General features: G+C 64.9%; 16 protein-coding genes and 1 pseudogene. 4 read left to right on the forward strand and 13 right to left on the reverse strand.

Annotation, left to right across the window (positions count from 1 at the left end):
* Window positions 1–242: 242 nt before the first annotated feature.
* Window positions 243–2996 (forward strand): LuxR C-terminal-related transcriptional regulator, encoded by a 2754-nt coding sequence (locus AB3X99_RS05330; RefSeq protein ID WP_368616318.1) that lies wholly within the window; start codon window positions 243–245, stop codon window positions 2994–2996.
* A 12-nt stretch (window positions 2997–3008) separates the two neighbouring features.
* On the opposite strand, the gene AB3X99_RS05335 is transcribed toward AB3X99_RS05330, so the two are convergent.
* The 6 genes from AB3X99_RS05335 to AB3X99_RS05360 all read right to left on the reverse strand — a co-directional run bounded on the left by AB3X99_RS05335 (window position 3009) and on the right by AB3X99_RS05360 (window position 9643).
* Complete coding sequence (locus tag AB3X99_RS05335; protein WP_368616319.1) at window positions 3009–4331, reverse strand: DUF445 domain-containing protein; 1323 nt, start codon at window positions 4329–4331, stop codon at window positions 3009–3011.
* Window positions 4328–5179 (reverse strand): poly(3-hydroxyalkanoate) depolymerase, encoded by an 852-nt coding sequence (phaZ, locus tag AB3X99_RS05340; protein ID WP_368591589.1) that lies wholly within the window; start codon window positions 5177–5179, stop codon window positions 4328–4330. The genes AB3X99_RS05335 and phaZ overlap by 4 nt, the downstream gene beginning before the upstream one ends.
* A gap of 78 nt (window positions 5180–5257) precedes the next feature.
* The gene (gene phaP, locus AB3X99_RS05345) at window positions 5258–5680 is read right to left on the reverse strand and encodes a TIGR01841 family phasin (RefSeq protein WP_176365821.1); all 423 of its coding nucleotides are present in this window, start codon (window positions 5678–5680) and stop codon (window positions 5258–5260) included.
* A 65-nt stretch (window positions 5681–5745) separates the two neighbouring features.
* A complete protein-coding gene (locus tag AB3X99_RS05350) occupies window positions 5746–7452 on the reverse strand; it encodes an alpha/beta fold hydrolase (protein ID WP_368616320.1) in 1707 nt (568 codons plus the stop codon).
* A 46-nt stretch (window positions 7453–7498) separates the two neighbouring features.
* Window positions 7499–7963 carry a MaoC family dehydratase gene (locus tag AB3X99_RS05355; protein WP_368603427.1) on the reverse strand — a complete coding sequence of 155 codons (465 nt, stop codon included), beginning with the start codon at window positions 7961–7963 and terminating at the stop codon, window positions 7499–7501.
* A 36-nt stretch (window positions 7964–7999) separates the two neighbouring features.
* On the reverse strand, window positions 8000–9643 hold the full coding sequence (locus tag AB3X99_RS05360; RefSeq protein WP_368616321.1) for a fatty acid--CoA ligase: 1644 nt from the start codon (window positions 9641–9643) through the stop codon (window positions 8000–8002).
* A 273-nt stretch (window positions 9644–9916) separates the two neighbouring features.
* On the opposite strand from AB3X99_RS05360, the pseudogene AB3X99_RS05365 reads away from it, so the two are divergent.
* Window positions 9917–10099, forward strand: a pseudogene (locus AB3X99_RS05365) (site-specific integrase); the annotation flags it as partial.
* 260 nt (window positions 10100–10359) lie between these two features.
* Window positions 10360–11055, forward strand: a complete 696-nt coding sequence (locus tag AB3X99_RS05370; RefSeq protein WP_368616322.1) for an SOS response-associated peptidase — start codon at window positions 10360–10362, stop codon at window positions 11053–11055.
* A 73-nt stretch (window positions 11056–11128) separates the two neighbouring features.
* Here AB3X99_RS05370 and rhaS read toward each other — a convergent pair whose 3' ends face one another.
* The 6 genes from rhaS to rhaM all read right to left on the reverse strand — a co-directional run bounded on the left by rhaS (window position 11129) and on the right by rhaM (window position 17091).
* Window positions 11129–12136, reverse strand: coding sequence for a rhamnose ABC transporter substrate-binding protein (rhaS, locus tag AB3X99_RS05375; RefSeq protein WP_069266098.1), 1008 nt, complete (start codon window positions 12134–12136; stop codon window positions 11129–11131).
* Window positions 12137–12216: 80 nt separating this feature from the next.
* Window positions 12217–13236, reverse strand: a complete 1020-nt coding sequence (locus AB3X99_RS05380; protein ID WP_368616323.1) for an ABC transporter permease — start codon at window positions 13234–13236, stop codon at window positions 12217–12219.
* Window positions 13229–14284: an ABC transporter permease gene (locus tag AB3X99_RS05385; protein ID WP_342947117.1), complete on the reverse strand. Its 1056-nt coding sequence runs from the start codon at window positions 14282–14284 to the stop codon at window positions 13229–13231. Before AB3X99_RS05385 ends, AB3X99_RS05380 begins: the two co-directional genes overlap by 8 nt.
* Window positions 14281–15822 (reverse strand): sugar ABC transporter ATP-binding protein, encoded by a 1542-nt coding sequence (locus tag AB3X99_RS05390; protein WP_368616324.1) that lies wholly within the window; start codon window positions 15820–15822, stop codon window positions 14281–14283. The genes AB3X99_RS05385 and AB3X99_RS05390 overlap by 4 nt, the downstream gene beginning before the upstream one ends.
* Window positions 15823–15850: 28 nt before the next feature.
* Window positions 15851–16756 (reverse strand): amidohydrolase, encoded by a 906-nt coding sequence (locus AB3X99_RS05395; RefSeq protein ID WP_069266102.1) that lies wholly within the window; start codon window positions 16754–16756, stop codon window positions 15851–15853.
* Between the two features lie 20 nt (window positions 16757–16776).
* Window positions 16777–17091: an L-rhamnose mutarotase gene (gene rhaM, locus AB3X99_RS05400; RefSeq protein ID WP_321909459.1), complete on the reverse strand. Its 315-nt coding sequence runs from the start codon at window positions 17089–17091 to the stop codon at window positions 16777–16779.
* 213 nt (window positions 17092–17304) lie between these two features.
* On the opposite strand from rhaM, the gene AB3X99_RS05405 reads away from it, so the two are divergent.
* Window positions 17305–18297 (forward strand): LysR family transcriptional regulator, encoded by a 993-nt coding sequence (locus AB3X99_RS05405; RefSeq protein WP_069266186.1) that lies wholly within the window; start codon window positions 17305–17307, stop codon window positions 18295–18297.
* A gap of 18 nt (window positions 18298–18315) precedes the next feature.
* Here AB3X99_RS05405 and AB3X99_RS05410 read toward each other — a convergent pair whose 3' ends face one another.
* Complete coding sequence (locus AB3X99_RS05410; protein WP_368616325.1) at window positions 18316–19098, reverse strand: SDR family NAD(P)-dependent oxidoreductase; 783 nt, start codon at window positions 19096–19098, stop codon at window positions 18316–18318.
* Window positions 19099–19105 lie beyond the last annotated feature (7 nt).

A 19105-nucleotide genomic window follows, 5' to 3' on the forward strand; every position in this document is an offset into this window, starting at 1 on the left:
CCCAATGGTATGGAGAACGAACTGTTCTCCGTGCTTCCCACGCTGTGGCCTTGTGCGCTGCAACGTAATTTGTCGCGCTCAACCGCACCAGCTTCGTAGCGGTTGGGCTATCATTTTTCCGTCCGCTTCGTTAGATGCCATGGTCTCTCAGGCTGACGCGGTGCAATATCCCCCATACAGGGGTGACCGATCGAAAAAAAAGGGGACGCAGCCGGGGCGAACCCGCTGACACGGAGCAGCCCATGCACGTGACCGAAGCGTCAGGAGCGGTGACTGGAGGAGCATTCGCGGCCAGACCTCCCGTTTTGCTCGCGACGAAGATCTTTCCGCCCCGGCTGCCCGCGGGCCTGATCGACCGCCCGCGCCTGGTCTGCCTCGCCGGGGAGGCCGAGAACAAACGTCTCACCGTCATCAAGGCCCCGGCGGGCTTCGGTAAGACCTCGCTTGCGCTGACCTGGCTCGAGCGCTTGCGCAGGGAGGGCGTACTGGTGGCGTGGCTGTCGCTCGACAGCGAAGACGACGAGCCCGCGCGCTTCCTCTATCACCTCGCGCAGGCCCTGCAGCAGGCGTGCGACAACGTCGGCGCGTCGGCCATCGGGCTCACGACAGCGGCGTCGCTGGTGCCGGCACAGGCGATCGTCTCGACGCTCATCAACGAGCTCGTCGAGGTCGCCGACGAGGTCTGCATCTTCCTCGACGACTTCCATCTGATCAGCCTGCCGGCCGTCCACGACGCGGTGTCGTTTCTGGTCGAAAACGCGCCGTCGCACGTCCACGTGGTGATCTGCACGCGCACCGACCCGCCGCTGCCGCTCGGCCGCCTGCGAGCCGGCAACAGCCTGCTGGAGCTCGACGCCTCCACGTTGCGCTTCGACTTCGACGAAACGCGCAGCTTTGTCGAGCACGAATGCCCGGGCAAGCTGCATGCATCCAGCATCAAGTCGCTCTTTACCCGCACCGAGGGATGGGCCGCCGCATTGCGCATTTCCGCATCGGTGCTGGCGCGCGCCGCACACAAACCGGATGCGGAGGTCGCGCCGGCCTCGGGCGCGTCGCGCCCCTTTGCGGCCTATCTGGAGGACATGGTCAAGCGCCTGCCGGGCGGCATGGTCGAGTTCATGCTGCGCACCTCGATACTCGAGCGGCTGAGCGCGCCGCTGTGCGAGGCGCTCACCGGCGTCAGGACGAGCCAGGCCATGCTGGAGTCGATCGCCGCGCGCCAGTTGCTGCTCGAACCGCTCGATCTCGACGGCACCTGGTTCCGCTTCCATCATCTGATGGGCGAATACCTGCACCGGCGCCTGCAAACACAGCACCGCGACGAGGTCGCCAACCTGCATCGCCGCGCATGCCAGTGGTACGCACAGGAAGCGCAATGGACAGACGCGGTCAGGCATGCCATCGCCGCGGGGGATGCCGAAGAGGCGGTCTCGCTGATTGGCCGCTGCGCAATGGCGCTGGTCACGAAAGGCGACCTGCTCACACTGCTCGGCTGGCAGCGGCAGTTCCCGGCGCACCTGATGCGCTCGCAGATCAAGGTCACACTCGCCATCGCCTGGGGAATGGCGCTCGCCATGCGCTTTGACGAAGCGCTCGCCATGCTCGATACGATCGAGAAAGACGCCGCGTCGAGCGCTGATCCCGACTCAGTTCACTGGGAATGCCAGGCGATCCGCTCTGTCGTGGCCGCCCTTCAGGACGACGCGCACGCCTGCCTCGCGCTTGCCGAAAGCTGCCTCAGGCGGCCATCGACCGACGTCTGGACCACCAACGTGGCCTCAAACGTCGCGCGCTTCGCACACTGGAAAATGGGCAGCCTGGAAGCGCTCTACGCGGTGCCGTGGGTTCCGTATTCGATCGAAGAGGACTCGCGCAACGTGTTCGCGTCGGTCTACCGGCTCACGCTGCTGGGCCACGTGGAGATGCAGCAACTGCACTTCCCGCTGGCCGAGCGCTATTTTCAGGAAGCCATGCGGCTCGCGGAGCGGCACGCCGGCCCGAAGTCCATCGCCGTCGCGCAGGTCGCGCCGATGATCGGGCAACTGCGCTACGAGCAAGGCCGGCTGGACGAAGCCGAGGCGCTGGTGAGCGACCTGATGCCCGTGATCGACGCGGCCGTGCTGCTCGACAGCGCCCTGATGGCCTACCGGATGCTGATCCGCACCGCCGGGGCGCGTTCGGATACCGTGCAAGCCTATGCGTTGATCGATCGGGCGCAGGCATTGGCCTACGCGCGCAAATGGGACCGCCTGAGCGCCGGCGCCCTCGTCGAACGCACGCGGCTCAACCTCGCCGAAGGCCGCATCGTGGAAGCCGCGGCCAGCGTGGCGCAGCTCGACCGGCTTGCGGATGCGGCCAGCGCTGCCGCAACGTCCGCGGCTCCCGAGATCGCCACCTACCGTGGGCTCGCGCGCGCATATCTCGCGATGGAACAGGGCCGCACGCAGGACGCCGCCGACACATTGACGGCCTCGCTGCAAGCCATCGAGTGCCGGCACGGCTGCTATCTCGCGCTGCGCCTGCGCACGGTGCTCGCGCTCGTCTGGATGGCGGCAGGCGAGCGCGCGCGGGCCGTCGAGACCTTTCGCGAAGTCTTGAAGGCCGCCGCGCCCGCGGGGCTCTACCAGTCCATCGTCGATCAGGGGCCGCAGATCGTGCCGTTGCTACAGGCCGTGCGTGAAGCGCTGCGCGGCGAGGCGCAAGCGAAGGCGCTGCTGGCCTACGTCGATCGTCTGCTGGACGGCAGCCGCGCACTGTACCAGCCAGGCGACACGCGCGCGCGCAATGCGGAGCGCGAGGCGCTCAGTGCACGCGAGCGCGACATCATCGGGCTGATTGCGCACGGCCAGTCGAACAAGGAAATCGCGCGCACGCTCGGCATCGCGCCGGAGACCGTCAAGTCGCACGTGAAGAGCATCTTCGTGAAGCTCTCGGTGGACAAGCGCGCGCAGGCGGTGGCGCGGGCCCAATCGCTGGGACTGGTGGGGACCGTCTGAATCGCACCGGCGTCACCTCACGATCACGAGCATGAGCCCATGCAGCAGCACGCCGACCATCCCGCCCACCAGCGTGCCGTTGATCCGCACGTATTGCAGATCATGGCCGATCTCCGCCTCGATCTTGCCGCTGACCTCCTGCGCGTTCCAGCCCTTCACGACGTCGGTGATCAGCGCCGAGAGTCGATGGCGATAGCGCACCACCAGCTCGCGCGCCAGTTCCAGCCACCACGCGTTGAGCTTGTGCTGGATCGCGCTCTCCTCGCTCACGCTTTTGCCAAGCGTTGCGAGCACGCCTGCCAGCGCGCCGCGCACGATGGAATCGTCACGTTCGACATCGGCGATCACGCGCGCGCGCACGTGGTCCAGCAAGCGCTGCGCATAGGCCTCGTTTCTGAAATGGCGGAGACAGTCGCGCATCAGCGACCGGCCAAAACGCCGGTACACGGGCGAACGCTGTAACTGGACGATCAGGTCCTGCACCGCTTCGTCGAACTGGTGTCGAAGCTCGTGCTCCGGGCTAGCCGCCACTTCATGCAGCAGCGCGACGATGCCCTCGACGAACTTCCTCACGATATACGCATCGAGCGGCGCGGGCGTGTATCTCGACGCTTCGCTGAACTTGGCCTTGATGAGGTCTACGTTAGCTGCGAGCCAATGCTCCAGTCCTGCCAACCCTCGGTCCAGCAGCGGCTGATGATGATTGCCTTCGGTCAGGACTTCGAGGATTTCGCCCATGGCGCGGGAAACGTCGAGCTTGCGCAGTTGCGGCGTGGCCACGCGCTCGAAGAACTGCTCGACGTGCGCGTCGTCGACGCCGTTCAGCAGGCGCGGCAGCGAGTCGGCTACCACGTCGCCGATGGCCCGGCTGTTGCGCGGCTCGGCGAGCCACACGGCCAGCGCCTGCGCGGCGTTATGCCCGCTCAGCCGGCCAATGATGAGCTCGGGCGCGAGAAAATTGGCCTCGACGAACTTGCCGAGGCTCACCGCAATGCGCTGCTGATTTCGTGGAATGATCGCGCTATGCGGAACCGGCAGGCCGAACGGCCGCCGGAACAGCGCGACCACCGCATACCAGTCCGCGATGGCACCCACCGTGCCGGCTTCAGCGAATGCCCTGAGCCAGGGAAGTCCGGCCAGCCACGGATATTTCGCCTGCAGGAAAACGCAGGCGAGCAGCACCGTGAACACGACCGCGAGCAGACTTGTCGCGGTGCGCTGCATGCGTTTGAGACGCCGCGTCTTGCGTGCTGCCAGTGCCTGGTCAGCCGCATTCAGCGGGCTTTCGTCGCCGTCGGTCATCGCGCCGACTTGTTCGCTGACTGACTCGTTCACGCCAGTTCCTCGCGCAGGAAACGGCGCACTACGGGCGCGACTTCCTTCGCACGCGCGATCAGGAACAGGTGACCGTCGTCGATCACGTAGAGCGTCGAGTTGCGGATGCGGGCCGCCAGGATTTTCGCGTTGGTCAGCGGCACGATGGGGTCGTCGTTGCCGTGCATCACGAGCGTGGGCTGACGCAGCGCACCGAGCCACGGCAGGCTGGTCCAGCCGGACGCAGCGAGCAGCTGATAGAGGTAGCCGCGGCCGCGCGGCGGATGGATATGCCGGCTATGTTCCTCCAGCAACCTGGGATCGCGCCGGTAAGCACCGCCATAAATCTCGGCGCCCACCTGCTTCATATAGCTGCGGTCGGTGTAGCGGCGCGGTCCGATCATCTTCGCGAGCACCGAGAGCCGCGCCGGCACCATGATGACGCCCGGCGACGTCGCCGCGAGAATGAGCCTGCGGCAACGCGTGGGGTAGAGGCGCGCGAACTGCTGCGCGAGCGCCCCGCCCCACGAGACCCCGAGCACATCGACCGGACCGTCGTAGCCGAGCCGCGTCAGGAGCTTGTCCGCGAGCACGGAAAGCGTCGAGAAGCGGTACGGCACGAGCGGCACGGGCGACCCGCCGACACCGGGCACGTCGAAGATGACGACGCCCACGTCCCCCAGCGCCTCGACGAACGGCTCCACCAGTTCGAGATTCGCGCCGATGCCGTTGAAGAGGAGCAGCGGCGGGGAAGCGTCGCTGCCGTGACGCACGCCCACGCGCAGGACCTGACCGTCAATGTCGACGGTCTGGATCTGCATGCTGGCCGGGCCACCGCTCGAATCGGGACTGCAAGCCTCTGCTCTCATCTGCTCGACCTCTTGCACGGGTGTCTCGCTGCGGGACGCGTCATTGGAAACATCGGCGTTTTGCATCGCCGTACCCTCTTACTTCTTCGGCTGCAGGAGCGCCTTCAGCTCCTCGACGTGCTCGGCCACACGCTTCGTCACGACTGCGATGCTGTCCGACTGCGCTCGGTAAGCCGTATCCGCGAGTTCCTGCATGTCGACGAGCGCCTTATGCAGCGCCTGCTGCACGACTTCGCCCGCATTCGCACCCGGCGCCGCGCCTTGCGCGCCCAGCTTCGCCACGAGCGACTGCAGCTCGGTCATGGTCGTGCGCAGGATTTCAGCCTGTTTCAGACCTAGGGACTGCACGCCCGCGAGCGCCGCGCTGTTGGCCTGGGCCAGCGCCTCGATGTCCTTGCGGCGCGATTCGAGAATAGCGGCCACATCGACACCCGGCAGTTTGAACTGGCCGAGAACCTTCGTGTATTCGGCGAAAAGATGAGTCGGATTGGTAGATTCCATGATTAAAGCTCCATTAGTACTACGTTGAAAAAACAATGCACAGCGTAAGAACGACGGGTCGTATATCAGGCCTCGGTCACGTACGTTCCCGGTGCGTCGGCGAGCGCAGCGTGACGCTCGTTGCCGAGCGATGCCGGCGCGCTGCGGCGCTCACCCGAGCGGCTGGCCAGCCACTCGCGCCAGTTGCCCCACCACGAGTCCTTTTCGGGCTTGGCGCTTGCGAGCCACGCATCCGCATCCGCAGGCAGTTCCGGGTTCATGAAGTACTTCGCCTTCGGATTGCCCGGCGGGTTGATCAGGCTCTGGATATGACCGCTCGAGCTGAGCACGAAGCGCGTCTTGCCGCCGAACGTCCGCGCCGTGTTGTAAACACCCTTCCACGGCGTGATGTGATCCGTCATGCCCGCCACCACGTAGGTGTCGCACGTGACCTCGGAGAGATCGATCGGCGTATCGAGCACCGTAAGCGCGTGGCGCTTGCTGAACAGGTTGCCCGTGAAAATGTCGAGCAGCTGGCCGTGAAAGCGCGCGGGCAAGCGGGTCGTATCGTTGTTCCAGTAGAGGATGTCGAACGCGGGCGGCGTCTTGCCCAGCAGGTAATTGTTGACCCAGTAATTCCACACCAGATCGTTGGGCCGCATCCACGCGAACACGCGCCCCATCTCCTCGCCCGCGAGCACGCCGCGCGCAAGGCTGTTCTGCTTGGCCGCCGCGATTGCTTCGGGCGTGCAGAAGAGGCCGAGCTGCGAATCGGCGGTGCTGTCCAGCACGGCGACCATCAGCGTGGTGGCGTTGACCGTCTTGTCGCCGCGGCTCGCGAGGTGCCCGAGCAGTGCCGAAATCGTCATCGCGCCGGAGCATGCGCCGTGCAGGTTCACATCGTCGCTGCCAGTGATGTCGCGCACCGCCTCGATGGCCTCCAGCAGCGCCGAGACGTACGTATCCATATCCCAGTGGCTCTGGGCTGCCGTGGGATTGCGCCAGCTCACCGCGAACACCTGGAACTCGTTCTTCACGAGGTAGTCGACCATGCTCTTGCCTTCGGAGAGGTCGAACACGTAGAACTTGTTGATCTGCGGCGGCACGATCAATTGCGGACGGCCATAGACCTGCTCCGTGGCCGACTTGTACTGAATCAGCTCCAGCACTTCGTTGCGAAACACCACCGCGCCCGGCGAAGTACCGAGGTTCTTGCCCACCTCGAAGGCGCTCTTGTCCACCTGAGCGGGCATGCCCTGATTCTTCAGCATGTCGAACATGGCGTTCTTCAGGCCGCCAATCAGGCTCGCGCCGCCCGAATCGACGACCTTCTTGAGCGCCGCCGGGTTGCCGAGCAGCGTGTTCGTGGGCGAAAGCGCATCGGTGAAGAGCGACATCACGAATTGCGCGCGCTCCTTGCTCTTCCGGTCCAGTGTCGAGCGGTCGACAAAACCGCTCAAGGCGTCGCGCCATACCAGATAGCCCTGCAGCGCCATGCGATACCACGTGTTGTCCTGCCACGCAGGGTCGGCGAAACGCTTGTCGCCTGCGGGCGGCGTGCTTTTCGCATTGCCGCCCAGCACGGCCAGCAGATTACGCACGAGCGCCGCTTCCTGTTCGACCAGCAGCGCGGGCTGCCGCACGGCCTGCGCGCCGATCTGCTGCGCCGTGGCCAGGATATCGCACGGCCGCAGCCCGACAAACGGATTGGGGCCGAGCATGCCTTCCGTTGCCGACGCCGAGATATCGTCGATCTGTTCGTTATGCGAATTGTCTTTCGGGGTTGCAGCCATTTTCCTGCTCCTTATTCGACGCATTGTGCGTCCTTGAACGCCCGAATTACGCCACGAGCATCGCGAGGGTCTCGGCGACCAGCGCGGGCTTGTCTTCGCCTTCGATCTGCAGTTCGTTCATCGTCTTGACGATGATGCGCCCGCCACCTTTCTTCTCCACCGACACCAGGGTCACGCGGTTGCGCACCCGGGCGCCCGCCTTCACCGGCGTCATGAAGCGCACCTTGTCCAGTCCATAGTTCAGGCCCGCCGACGCATCCTCCGGAATCATGCCGATCTCCATGGCGAGCGCGGCCAGCAGCGAAAGCGTGAGATAGCCGTGCGCGATCGTGCCGCCAAACGGACTCTCGCGTCTGGCGCGCTCGACGTCCACGTGAATCCATTGCCGGTCGCCCGTGCAGTGCGCGAATGCGTCAATGCGTGCCTGATCGACGACGACCCATTCCGATACGCCCAGCTCGCGGCCCACGAAGTCGTCGATCGTGGCGATGCTGTATCCCTTGATGCTCATAGTGAGTATTCCTCTTTTAACCTTGTGAATGACCGATCAGGCGAACTGCTCGCGCAGCCACTTCTTGTCGATTTTCCCGACGCTCGTCTTCTTCAGTGCATCGACGAACTTGACGATCTGCGGCACGGCGTACTTCGAGATCCGGCCCGACGTGGCGAACGTCATGACGTGCTGCTTGATGTCGCTCTCGCTCGCTTTGGCACCGGGCTTGAGCACCACGAGCGCCACGGGACGCTCGCCCCACTTCTCGTCCTTGATGCCGATGACCGCCACTTCGGCCGTGGCTGCATGCAGCGAAATCAGGCTTTCGATTTCGAGCGACGACACCCACTCGCCGCCCGACTTGATCACGTCCTTGATGCGGTCGGTAATCTGCAGATTGCCGGTCGGGTCGATATTGGCGATGTCTTGCGTATGCAGATAGCCGCCCGCCCAGAGCTGCTCCGATGCCTCGGGATTCTTCAGGTAGCCCTGCGTGAGCCAGGGGGTGCGCACGACGATTTCGCCACTGGCCTTGCCGTCGCGCGGGAGGTCGTTCATCTCCTCGTCGACGACGCGCAGATCGACGAGCGGAACCGGGAAGCCCGTCTTGCAGCGCAGGCGCACCTGTTCGTCGAGATCGACCGCCTCGCTGCCAATCGGCAGTTGTGCGAGGCTCAGCACGGGGCCAGTCTCGGACATGCCGTAGCCGGCAAAGATGTCGATGCCGCGTTCGAGCGCGCTGCGCGCAAGGCCCTGCGGCAAGGCTCCGCCGCCAATCACGATCTTCCACTTGCTCAAGTCGACCGACTCGGACTCGGCGTTGTTGAGCAGCATGTGCAAAATCGTGCTCACGCAGTGCGAGAACGTGACGCCTTCGTCGCGCACCAGGTGCAGCAGGCGGTCCGGCATGTAGCGGCCCGGATAAACCTGCTTCACGCCCATGATCGTCGCGATATAGGGCATGCCCCACGCGTGCACATGGAACATCGGCGTGAGCGGCATGTACACGTCGCCGCGATGGAAGCGCTGACCGGACACGGGACTCGCCAGCGCCGCCATCAGCGTGAGCGTATGCAGCACGAGTTGACGATGCGAAAAGTAGACGCCTTTCGGCAGGCCGGTCGTGCCCGTCGTGTAGAACGTCGTGGCGCGGGTGTTCTCGTCGAAATCGGGAAAGTCGTAGTGCGCTTCGCTCTGCGCCAGCATCGCTTCGTATTCCGCCACGAAGTCGATCGAATGTGCGGCGGCCACACTGTCCGGCTCGTCGATATAGACGAAGGTGTGCACGTTCTCGAGCTTGTCCTTGATCGATTCGACGACCGGCAGAAAGTCGGTGTGCACGAGCAGCACCTCGGCGCCGGCATGGTCGATCGTGTACGCGATTTCATCGGGCGAAAGACGCACATTGACCGTCTGCAGCACGGCGCCCATCATCGGCACGGCGAAGTAGCACTCCAGATAGCGATGGCTGTCCCAGTCCATCACAGCGACCGTGGTGCCATGCTGCACGCCGAGCCCCTTCAGGCCGCTGGCGAGGCGCGCGATGCGCTCACGAAGCGTCGAATAGGTCATGCGCAGCTGCCCGCGGTAGACGATCTCCTGGTCCGGCGCCTGAACGAATGGCGTATGCAGCAGTTGCTTGATCAACAGCGGATAGGCATGGGCCGAAGGCGCCGCTTTCTGCACGTCGTCCTGCATCAATCTCTCCTTGAGTCTGAAAGTGGATGGCGGGCTGGCACAGATTTGTCGTACTACTGGTGGACAGTGACATCCCGAATGACGTCATCTTCGGCTCAGACAAGGGGGCGGAACATCCCCTGAACGGGGGAGCGAGGGGGTGAGGCGAAGAGAGGAAGGGGCGGACGAGGGCACCCCATGGGGGACGCGCGCGCAGACGTGCCGCTGTGCGTGGCGGCACCCGAGCAGATTTCAACGGGATTCAGGGATTGGGAAGATGGCCTTCCTCATGCCCGGCACACCCACGCCTCGCATGCGCTGGGCGCCGGGGTCGAACTCGTGGCCGCGCGCGACAACCTGCGGCACGCGTCGATTGCGACGACCTCAACCTACCCGCACGGAAGCGACAAACGGCGCGCGCGCCAGGTAGGCGCCGCGTTCAGCCGCGCCGCCCCGGGCAACAGTGCTCGTCAATAACACAGCGCTCACCCTCGTAATCGGCAATGCAATTCCCCTCCATTCGGAAGACTGCACGCCCGCCGCACGAAAATGTATTCTAGTCCCTTGATAACGGTCGAAAACGGGGCTTCATGTGACATATCACCCACAGAACGTATCTAAATGTGGATAAATGATCTAATTTTTTCTTTATAAAACAGTTGCTTACAGTCAATCCGATCCTCCAAATGCGTGCATCCATTAGCCATACCGACTTGAAGGACGGGACGGAGACGACCATGTGCACGAACTACGCCGCCGCACGCCGTGACTACCTCTTCAGGCACTACGGCGTCCTGCCGCCCGACGACCCGTGGCGCGACGAGATCTTCAAGGACTATGCCGCGCCGGTCATCCGCCGGGCGAGCCCGACGGACGATCTGCCCGGGACTCCCGATGCGCGCGAAGCCCTGCTCGCGACGTTCGGCATGGTGCCGCGCAAACAGATTGCGCCCGGCGTGAAGGTGTTCGACACGATGAACGCGCGCGCCGAATCGGTGGGCGAGAGGCGCAGCTTCAGCGGCGCATGGAAGAAGCTGCAGCTGTGCCTGATTCCATGCGAGGCGTTTTTCGAGCCGAGCTACGAAACCGGCAAGGCGGTGCGCTGGCGCATTGGTCTCGCCGACGGCGCGCCATTCGCCATTGCCGGTTTATGGCGCGAGTGGGACGAAGGCGAGGCCGGCAAGGCGTACTCGTTCACGATGCTCACCGTCAATGCGAGCGATCATCCGCTCATGAAGCGTTTCCACAAGCCCGGGGACGAGAAACGATCCGTGGTGATCGTGCCGCCTTCCGAGTATGAGGGCTGGCTGGCGAGCCGTTCGATGGACGAGGCGAGGTCATTTCTCAATCTGTATCCGGTGGAGGGGATGGCGGCCGAGCCTCAGCCCCTGCCCCCGCGCGTGAGCCCGAAGCCCGATACGAACGGCCAATAGCAAACGACCCGGGCAAACGACCCGGCAAACCGGGTCGTTTAGCACTCCACGTCAATCAAACCAGCAACGTAAATCAGAAATTGAAGTTATCGATATTCGAAGCATCGAACGTCGTGGGCGGCCCGAGAATCACTTCACCGCTCTTGCCGATGGTGCGCTTGCCGAGCTTGCCTGCTTCAAACGACTCGCCTTCCTTGCCCGTGATGGTGCCCGAAGCAAGATTGGCGGCCGCATACGCGGCGAGGTAGCCGAGTGCACCCGGATCCCAAAGCTGGAACGCCTTCACGGTGCCGTTCTTCACGAACGCGCGCATCTGGTTAGGCGTGCCGAGGCCCGTCACCACCACCTTGCCCTTGCTCGGCGACGAAGAGATATAACGCGCCGCCGCCGCGATGCCGACCGAGGTGGGCGCAACGATCGCCTTCAGGTTCGGATACGCCTGCAGCAAGCCTTGCGTCTCGACGAAGGACTTCTGGTCGTCGTCGTTGCCGTAGGCGATCTTCACGAGCTTCATCTTCGAATACTCGGGCTTCTTCAGCTCTTCCTGCATCCACTTGATCCAGGTATTCTGGTTCGTCGCGTTAGGCGTGGCCGAGAGAATCGCGAACTCGCCTTCGCCGCCCATCAGCTTCGAAACGAGCTGGATCTGGCCGCGGCCAATGCTCTCCGCGTTCGCCTGGTTCACGAAGATCTGCCGCCCTTCGGGCGCCGTGTCCGAGTCGAAAGTCACGACCTTGATGCCTTGATCCATCGCGCGCTTCAAATACGGCACGAGAGCATTCGCATCGTTGGCCGCGATAACGATCGCGTCCTGGTGCTGCGTGGTCAGCGTATTGATGTACGAGACCTGCGAGGACGCGCCCGCGTCCGAAGGACCCACTGCCTTGCCCTCGCCCTTGAACTCCTTGATCGCGTCCAGACCGCCGTTATCGGCGATCACCTCGTAGGGGTTGTTGATCTGCTTGGGCACGAACGCGATCTTCAACCCTTCCTTGATGCCGGCCGCATGCGCCGCGACACCGCCTCCCACTAGCATCGCGCACAGCAGGGCCGTGCACACGTGACGTACTGGCTTTCTCATGAATCGTCTCCTCGATGGGTACCGGACGCGTCCGGCTGATTGACTGCCTCTTGACTTCCTTGCCCTTCTTCACACCTCGTTCATGCCGCCCGCGCCAGTGCGCGCCGGTCACGCATCGTGCGCCAGCGCGCAGCGAGATTCGGGATCAGCACCGAAGCCAGCAGCAGCGCCCCGGTCACGATCGTGAGCGTTTCGCTCGACACATCGACGAGCGTGAGCGCATTCTTCAGTACACCGACGATCAGCAGCGAGAGCAGCACGCCGTACATCGACCCGCGCCCGCCGAAAATGCTCACGCCGCCGAACAGCACCGCCGCGATCACCGAAAGCTCGAAGCCTTCGCCGTTGTCGCCGCGCGCGCTCGTGAAGCGCAACGTATAGACGATGCCCGCGAGCGCGCTCATGACGCCCGAGAGCACGAAGAGGCGCAGCTTGATCTTCGGCACGTCGATGCCCGAGAACGACGCGGCCGTGGTGTTCGCACCGATCGCGAAGAGGCTGCGGCCGAACGCCGTGGCCTGAAGCCATACCGTGAACACGATCGCGCACGCCGCGACGATCAGGAACGGCAACGGGATGAACGTGTTGCCCAGGTTGCTCATGCCAAAGAGCGTATAAGCGGGCGGGAAGTCGGCAATCGCCTGATCGCCGAGCAACACGTAGGCCAGCCCGCGAAACAGCGCGAGCGTGCCGATCGTCACCGCGAGCGAAGGCAGATTGAGCTTCACGATCACGAGCCCGTTGAAGAGACCCGCGAGGCCGCCTGCCACGAGCACGAGCGCCATGGCGACCGGCATCGGCAAGCCAATGTGCCAGAGCACGCCCAGCAAGGCGCTCGAAGCGCCGAGCACCGAGGCCACCGAAAGGTCGATTTCGGCGGCGACGATGATGAGCGTCATCGGCAAGGCCATGAGCGCGACTTCGGTGAGGTCCGCGAGCACGTTGCTGACGTTCGCCCTCGAGAGAAAAACCGGAGAGAGCACGCGCCCCACCACCAGCGATGCAATGAGAATGACGACGAGCAGCGCTTCCCAGCTGAGCGGCAAGCCGGGCTGGCGCGTGAGCAGCGCGGCGTCGGGTTTCGGGGCGTTCTTAGCCATGGTCGCGTTTCCTCATCATGCGTTTTGCCACCGAGCGGGCGAGCAGCGTATCGGCGGCGATGGCGGCCACGATCAGCGTGCCCTGAATCGCCTGCTCCCAGAACGGCGAGACGTGCAGCACCACGAGCGCGATGCTGATCACGCCCAGCACGAGCGCGCCGAGCGTCGCGCCGAGTATCGTGCCCACGCCGCCCGTGATCGCCACGCTGCCGACCACGGCGGCCGCCACCACCTGCAGCTCGATGCCCTTGGCGGTGCTCGCGTCCACGGTGCCGAAGCGGGCGAGCCACAGCGCGCCGGCCAGGCCCGCTATCGCGCCGCTGATCAAGAAGCCCGTCGCGACGCGGCGCTCAACGTTGATACCGGCAAGGCGCGCCGCTTCCGGGTTCGAGCCGATCGCGTAGTATTCGCGGCCCGGCCGGAACTGCTTCAGATACACGGAGAGCGCAGCAAGCAGCACGATCGCGATGAGCGCCAACACCGGAACGCCGAGCACCGAGCCCGTGGCGAGCCGCGAAAACGCGTCGGGCAGGCTCGTGGCGTTGATCTGGCCGCCATGCACCCACGCGTAATCGGCGCCGCGGAAGATGTAGAGCGTGGAGAGCGTCGCGACGAGCGACGGCACGCGCCCCACGGCCACGAGCAGCGCGTTGATCGAGCCGGCCACGAGTCCGATGGCGAGCCCCGCGACCAGCGCCACGAGCACAGGCATGTGCGGGAACGCGACGTAGAGACTGCCCACGCCATAGGCGCTGATGCCGACCGTCGAGCCGATCGAGAGATCGATATGGCGCATCAGGATCACGATCGTCATGCCCGCCGTGAGCAAGCTCACGATGGAGACGTTGAGCAGCACGTCGCGCAGATTCTGCAGGTTGAGGAATTGCGGCCGGGCGAGCGCCGTACCGCCCACGATCAGCAGCAGCACCACGAACAGCGTGGTCTCGCGGCTGCGCGCCAGCGCTTCGGCCAATGCACCCGCGTTGCGCCGCTGCGGGCGCGGCTCGCCGCCGTGCAGGGGATGAGGAGAAGTGGAATGGCGCATCATGCGGCGTGCCCCAGATGAATGTTGGTTTCGCCGAGCGCGGCGCTCATGATGCGCTCTTCGTTGGCATCGGCACGTGCGATATCGGCGGTGATGCGGCCTTCGTGCATGACGAGCACGCGGTCGGCCATGCCGATCACCTCGGGCAGTTCGCTAGAAATCATCAGCACGGCCATGCCCTCTTTCACGAGTTCCGCGAGCGCGCTGTAGACTTCGGCCTTCGCACCCACGTCGATGCCGCGCGTCGGTTCGTCGATGATGAGCACCTTCGGCCCGGTGGCGAGCCACTTGCCGAGCACCACCTTCTGCTGGTTGCCGCCGGAGAGCGTGCCCACCGGCGCGTTCAGATCGCTCGCCTTCAGACGCAGACGCTTGCCCCATTGCCCGGCCAGCTCCACTTCGCGCCCCGTGGAGATGAGGCCGAAGCGCACGAGCCGCCCGAGCACCGTGAGCGAGGCGTTGCGCGCAATGCTCAGTTCGAGCGCGAGACCTTGCTGACGCCGGTCCTCGGGCACGAGCGCGAGGCCGGCCTTCACGGCGGCAGCGGGCATGCCGGAGGCCAGCGGCTTGCCCGCGATCTGCACCTGCCCCGCGTCGGTCGGATCGATGCCGAATATCGCGCGCGCCACTTCGCTGCGCCCCGCGCCCACGAGCCCCGCGAGCGCGACGATCTCGCCCGCGCGCACGTCGAACGAAATGTCCTTGAAGACGCCGCGGCGCGTGAGGCCGCGCACGCGCAGCATCACTTCGCCCGGTTGCACGTCCGCCTTCGGGTAGAACGTCGCAAGGTCGCGTCCCACCATCTTCGCGACGATGTCCTGGGTCTTGAGCGTGGCCGTGGGCGCGTCGAACACCTTGGCGCCGTCGCGCATGATGGTCACGTGCTGCGTGAGCGCGAAGACTTCTTCGAGCCGGTGCGTGATGAAAAGAATCGCCACGCCACGGTCGCGCAGCGTGCGCGCGATCGTAAAGAGCCGCTCGACCTCGGGCAGCGAGAGCGCCGCCGTGGGCTCGTCCATGATGAGTACGTTCGCGTTGAGCGAAAGCGCCTTCGCAATTTCGATCACCTGCTGGTCCGCGATCGAAAGTCCGCGCACGAGCCGTTCGGGCTTCAATTCGACGCCGAGCGACTGGAGCAGCGCCGCGACCTCGCGATGCATCGTTTCGTAGTCGATGCGGCCCACGCGATCCACGGGCTGACGCCCCATGTAGATGTTCTCCGCGATCGACAGATCAAAGAACAGTGTGGGTTCCTGATAAATTACCGCGATACCGGCGTCGCGCGCCTGAGCGGGCGTCGCGAACGCGCGCTCCACACCGTCGATGCGCATTGCGCCGCCATCGGGCTGATACACGCCCGCGAGGATCTTCACGAGCGTCGACTTGCCCGCGCCGTTTTCGCCGAGCAGCGCGTGCACCTCGCCGGGCATGAGGCTCAGGCTGCCGTCGATGAGCGCGCGCACGCGCCCGAACGACTTGCTCGCGTTACGCAGTTCGAGCCGCGGAGTGTCGCCGGACCTGCTTTTTGCTTCTGCTTCCACGCCTGTCTCCATGTCGTTGCGCGCACACTCAAATACGGTAGATACGTTCCGCGTTGCCGCGAAACAGCGCCGTATGTTCGCTCTCGCTGGCGCCGCTCACGATCGACGCATACGCATGCCAAAGCTTCGAATAGCCGCCGAACAGGCGGTCGACCGGAAAGTTCGAGGCGAACATCGCGCGATCCGCGCCGAACGCGTCGATCGTTTCCAGTACATAAGGCCGCAGGCTTTCGACGCTCCATGCATGGTCGAACATCGCCAGTCCGCTGATCTTCACGGCCACGTTCGGGCATGCCGCAAGCAGGCGCAGGCCGTCGCGCCACGCGCGGTAGCCCGCCACGCTGCTGCGGTCGACGAACATGCCCGCGTGGTTGATCACGAGCTGAATGCCGGGATGCGCACGCGCGAGCGCGGCGGCCTCCTCCATCTGCGAGGGATATAGCTGCAGGTCGAACGACAGACCGTGCTTCTCCAGCAGCGCGAAGTTCTCGCGCCACGCCGCCTCGCGCATGTAATGCCGCCCCACGTAGTCGTAGAGCTGGTTCTCGTGAACGTTGAGAATCTGGCGAATGCCGCGCGTACGCGCAAACGCCGCGTGCGCCTCGAGCACCGCGGGCGCATTGGGCGAACTGAGATCGCAGGCCGCGACGATCGCGTCGGGCAACGCACGTGGCTCCCCCGCATTCTTGGCAATATCCGCGAGCCCTTCCAGCCAGCGCGTTTCTTCCACCGGATCGTCCGGATCGTGATTCGCTTCGACATGCACGACCTTGAGCACGTCGATGTCGCCGGCCTCGCGCAACAGGTCGGCGGGCAGATAGTTGTGCTTGAGTTCGCGCGCATCACAGACGAACGACGTGCCCGGATTCGCGAGCCACGGGTAATGATGCGTATCGAGGTTCCAGAAGTGGACGTGCGGATCGACGACCTGCATGGCATGTTCCTCGCGTGTGCTCAAGGCAAATGAAAGACCTGCACGAGCGGCTGTTGCAGCGGCACGTTGTGGGCATCCGTCTGCATGATGTCGGCCATGTAATCCCACCATTTGCGCATGACGGGCAGCTCGGGCAGCGCGTCCATGGTGTGATCGTCGCGGCGCTCGAGCACGGCAAAGAGATGGTGCGTCGCTTCGTCGAGAAAGATGCGGTAATTTTTTACGCCCGCATCGCGCAGCGCGCTCGCCAGTTCGGGCCAGATTTCGCGGTGACGCCGCTCGTATTCGTCCCGCTTGCCGGGATCGAGCTGCATGCGAAACGCAATTGTCTCCATGATCGTGTCTCCGTCCAGCCTTGATACGTCGTGCGCTTGTACCGCTCATGCGAAGCAGGGGCACGCGTCGACTCGGTGTTTGCCCTGGCTTCGCGGTGCGCGGTTGCACGCGTTTTTACGTGGTTAGCTGCGTTGTGATCCGACTATAATTCCCGCATCGATAGCCAACCAATCCGATGTTGGGATCGGGCGATGCACAAACCGGATCGCTCCATGAACCATCACACTTCCGTCGTCGCACTCGTCAACCGGCTCAGATTCAAGCACCTTGCCCTGCTCGTCGCGCTCGACGACGCGCGCAACGTTCATCAGGCCGCCGATGCCATCAACGTGGCACAGCCCAGCGCGAGCCGCATGCTGAGCGACATCGAGGAAGCGTTCGGCTTCCGGCTCTTCGAGCGCAACGCGCGCGGCATGCAGCCCACCGCGCTCGGCGTCGTCACGCTCGCCTACGCGCGCCGCGCGCTTGCCGAACTCACGCGCTTTGCCGAAGACCTCGACGTGAAGCGCCGCGGCGGGCACGGCCAGCTCACCGTGGGCGCGATCATGGGCGCCGCGCCCGACCTGCTCGCGCAAGCCGTCGCCACGCTCAAGACCGAACGGCCGCTGCTGCACGTGCGCATCCTCGGCGAAACGAGCGACCAGGTCGTGCAGCTGCTGCATCGCCGCGAAGTCGATCTCGCGCTCGGGCGCCTCACCACGCCGCTGCAGCACAACGATTTCAGCTTCGAACCGATCGCGCGGGAAACGCTCGTGCTCGTGGTGCGCGCGCGCCATCCGCTTGCGCGGCGCGAACAGGTCACGCTCGCGGAACTGATGGACTGGCCGTGGGTTGCGCAGCCCATCACGAGTCCCGCGCGTGAATTGTTCGAAGGCGAACTCGCGCGCGCCGGTCTCGGCACGCCCGCCAATCTCACCGAGTCGGCCTCGATCTTCGCCACGCTGCAACTGCTCGAAAGTTTCGACGCCGTGGCCATGCTGCCCGAGCCGGTCGTGCGCGACCATGTACGCGGCAAGCTGCTCGTCGTGCTGCCGCTCGAAATCGGCAAGAGCCTGCCGGGCTACGGCGTGCTCACGCGCAAGAACGAGCCGCTCGCCGAGCCCGCCGAGCATTTCGTCGGCTTGCTGCGGCGCTTTTCGCAGCCCTTCAAGATGGACGATATCGCTCACGATGGTTCGCACGCGGTCGTGCTCGCTCCTCATTGATACGTGTGGGCCCAGGGCTCACTGCAGATTCACGAATAGCCCGCCGTCCACGAGCAGCGCGGCGCCCGTCACATAGCGCGCGCGGTCCGAGGCGAGAAACACCACGCATTCGGCCACGTCCTCGGGCGCGCCCAGCCGCCCGAGCGGAATGCGCTTTTCGAAGTACGCACGCTTGCCTTCGTCGCTCAGGTCTTCGGCGTTCAGGTCGGTGGCGATGGTGCCCGGCATCACCGAATTGCAGCGTATGCCATAGGGCCCGAGCGCGATCGCACACGACTGCATGAGCGAATGCACGCCGGCCTTGGTCGGCGTGTAGTGCGTCTGCATGCCGCCGCCCACGAGCGCGCTGATCGAACTCGTCGCCACGATCGCGCCGCCCGTGCCCTGCTCCTTCATTTGCCGCGCGACCGCCTGGGTCACGTAGAACGCGCCGTTCAGGTTCACGCCTATCGTGCGTTCGAGCACGGCGGGCGGCATGTCGAGAAACGAGTGGAACGGGCAGATGCCCGCATTGCTGGCGAGCACATCGACCTTGCCGAAGCGCTCCACCGTCTGGCGCACGAGATCCACGCCCGTTTGCGGCGCGGCCACGTTGCCTTCCAGCGCGAGCGCGCGGCGTCCTAGCCGCTCGATCTCGCCTAGCACCTCGTCGATCGCCGAGCGACGGCCGTACGAGGCGTCGTTGTCTCCCCAGTAGTTGATCGCGACATCGGCGCCCTCGCGGGCGCTCGCAATCGCAATGGCGCGGCCAATGCCGCGCGAACCGCCGGTGACGATCACCACCTTGTCCTTGAGCAGCACGTGTTTC

The sequence above is a fragment of the Paraburkholderia sp. BR10882 genome, from assembly GCF_040948855.1.
Taxonomy (GTDB): domain Bacteria; phylum Pseudomonadota; class Gammaproteobacteria; order Burkholderiales; family Burkholderiaceae; genus Paraburkholderia; species Paraburkholderia nodosa_A.

Bases quoted from the DNA above. Each gene is read 5' to 3' on its own strand.
- phaP (WP_176365821.1), bottom strand. From the start codon at position 5,680: ATGGAATCTACCAATCCGACTCATCTTTTCGCCGAATACACGAAGGTT.
- AB3X99_RS05385 (WP_342947117.1), bottom strand. From the start codon at position 14,284: ATGATGCGCCATTCCACTTCTCCTCATCCCCTGCACGGCGGCGAGCCG.
- AB3X99_RS05405 (WP_069266186.1), top strand. From the start codon at position 17,305: ATGAACCATCACACTTCCGTCGTCGCACTCGTCAACCGGCTCAGATTC.
- AB3X99_RS05380 (WP_368616323.1), bottom strand. From the start codon at position 13,236: ATGGCTAAGAACGCCCCGAAACCCGACGCCGCGCTGCTCACGCGCCAG.
- rhaM (WP_321909459.1), bottom strand. From the start codon at position 17,091: ATGGAGACAATTGCGTTTCGCATGCAGCTCGATCCCGGCAAGCGGGAC.
- AB3X99_RS05355 (WP_368603427.1), bottom strand. From the start codon at position 7,963: ATGAGCATCAAGGGATACAGCATCGCCACGATCGACGACTTCGTGGGC.
- rhaS (WP_069266098.1), bottom strand. From the start codon at position 12,136: ATGAGAAAGCCAGTACGTCACGTGTGCACGGCCCTGCTGTGCGCGATG.
- AB3X99_RS05350 (WP_368616320.1), bottom strand. From the start codon at position 7,452: ATGGCTGCAACCCCGAAAGACAATTCGCATAACGAACAGATCGACGAT.
- AB3X99_RS05370 (WP_368616322.1), top strand. From the start codon at position 10,360: ATGTGCACGAACTACGCCGCCGCACGCCGTGACTACCTCTTCAGGCAC.
- AB3X99_RS05360 (WP_368616321.1), bottom strand. From the start codon at position 9,643: ATGCAGGACGACGTGCAGAAAGCGGCGCCTTCGGCCCATGCCTATCCG.
- phaZ (WP_368591589.1), bottom strand. From the start codon at position 5,179: ATGAGAGCAGAGGCTTGCAGTCCCGATTCGAGCGGTGGCCCGGCCAGC.
- AB3X99_RS05330 (WP_368616318.1), top strand. From the start codon at position 243: ATGCACGTGACCGAAGCGTCAGGAGCGGTGACTGGAGGAGCATTCGCG.
- AB3X99_RS05395 (WP_069266102.1), bottom strand. From the start codon at position 16,756: ATGCAGGTCGTCGATCCGCACGTCCACTTCTGGAACCTCGATACGCAT.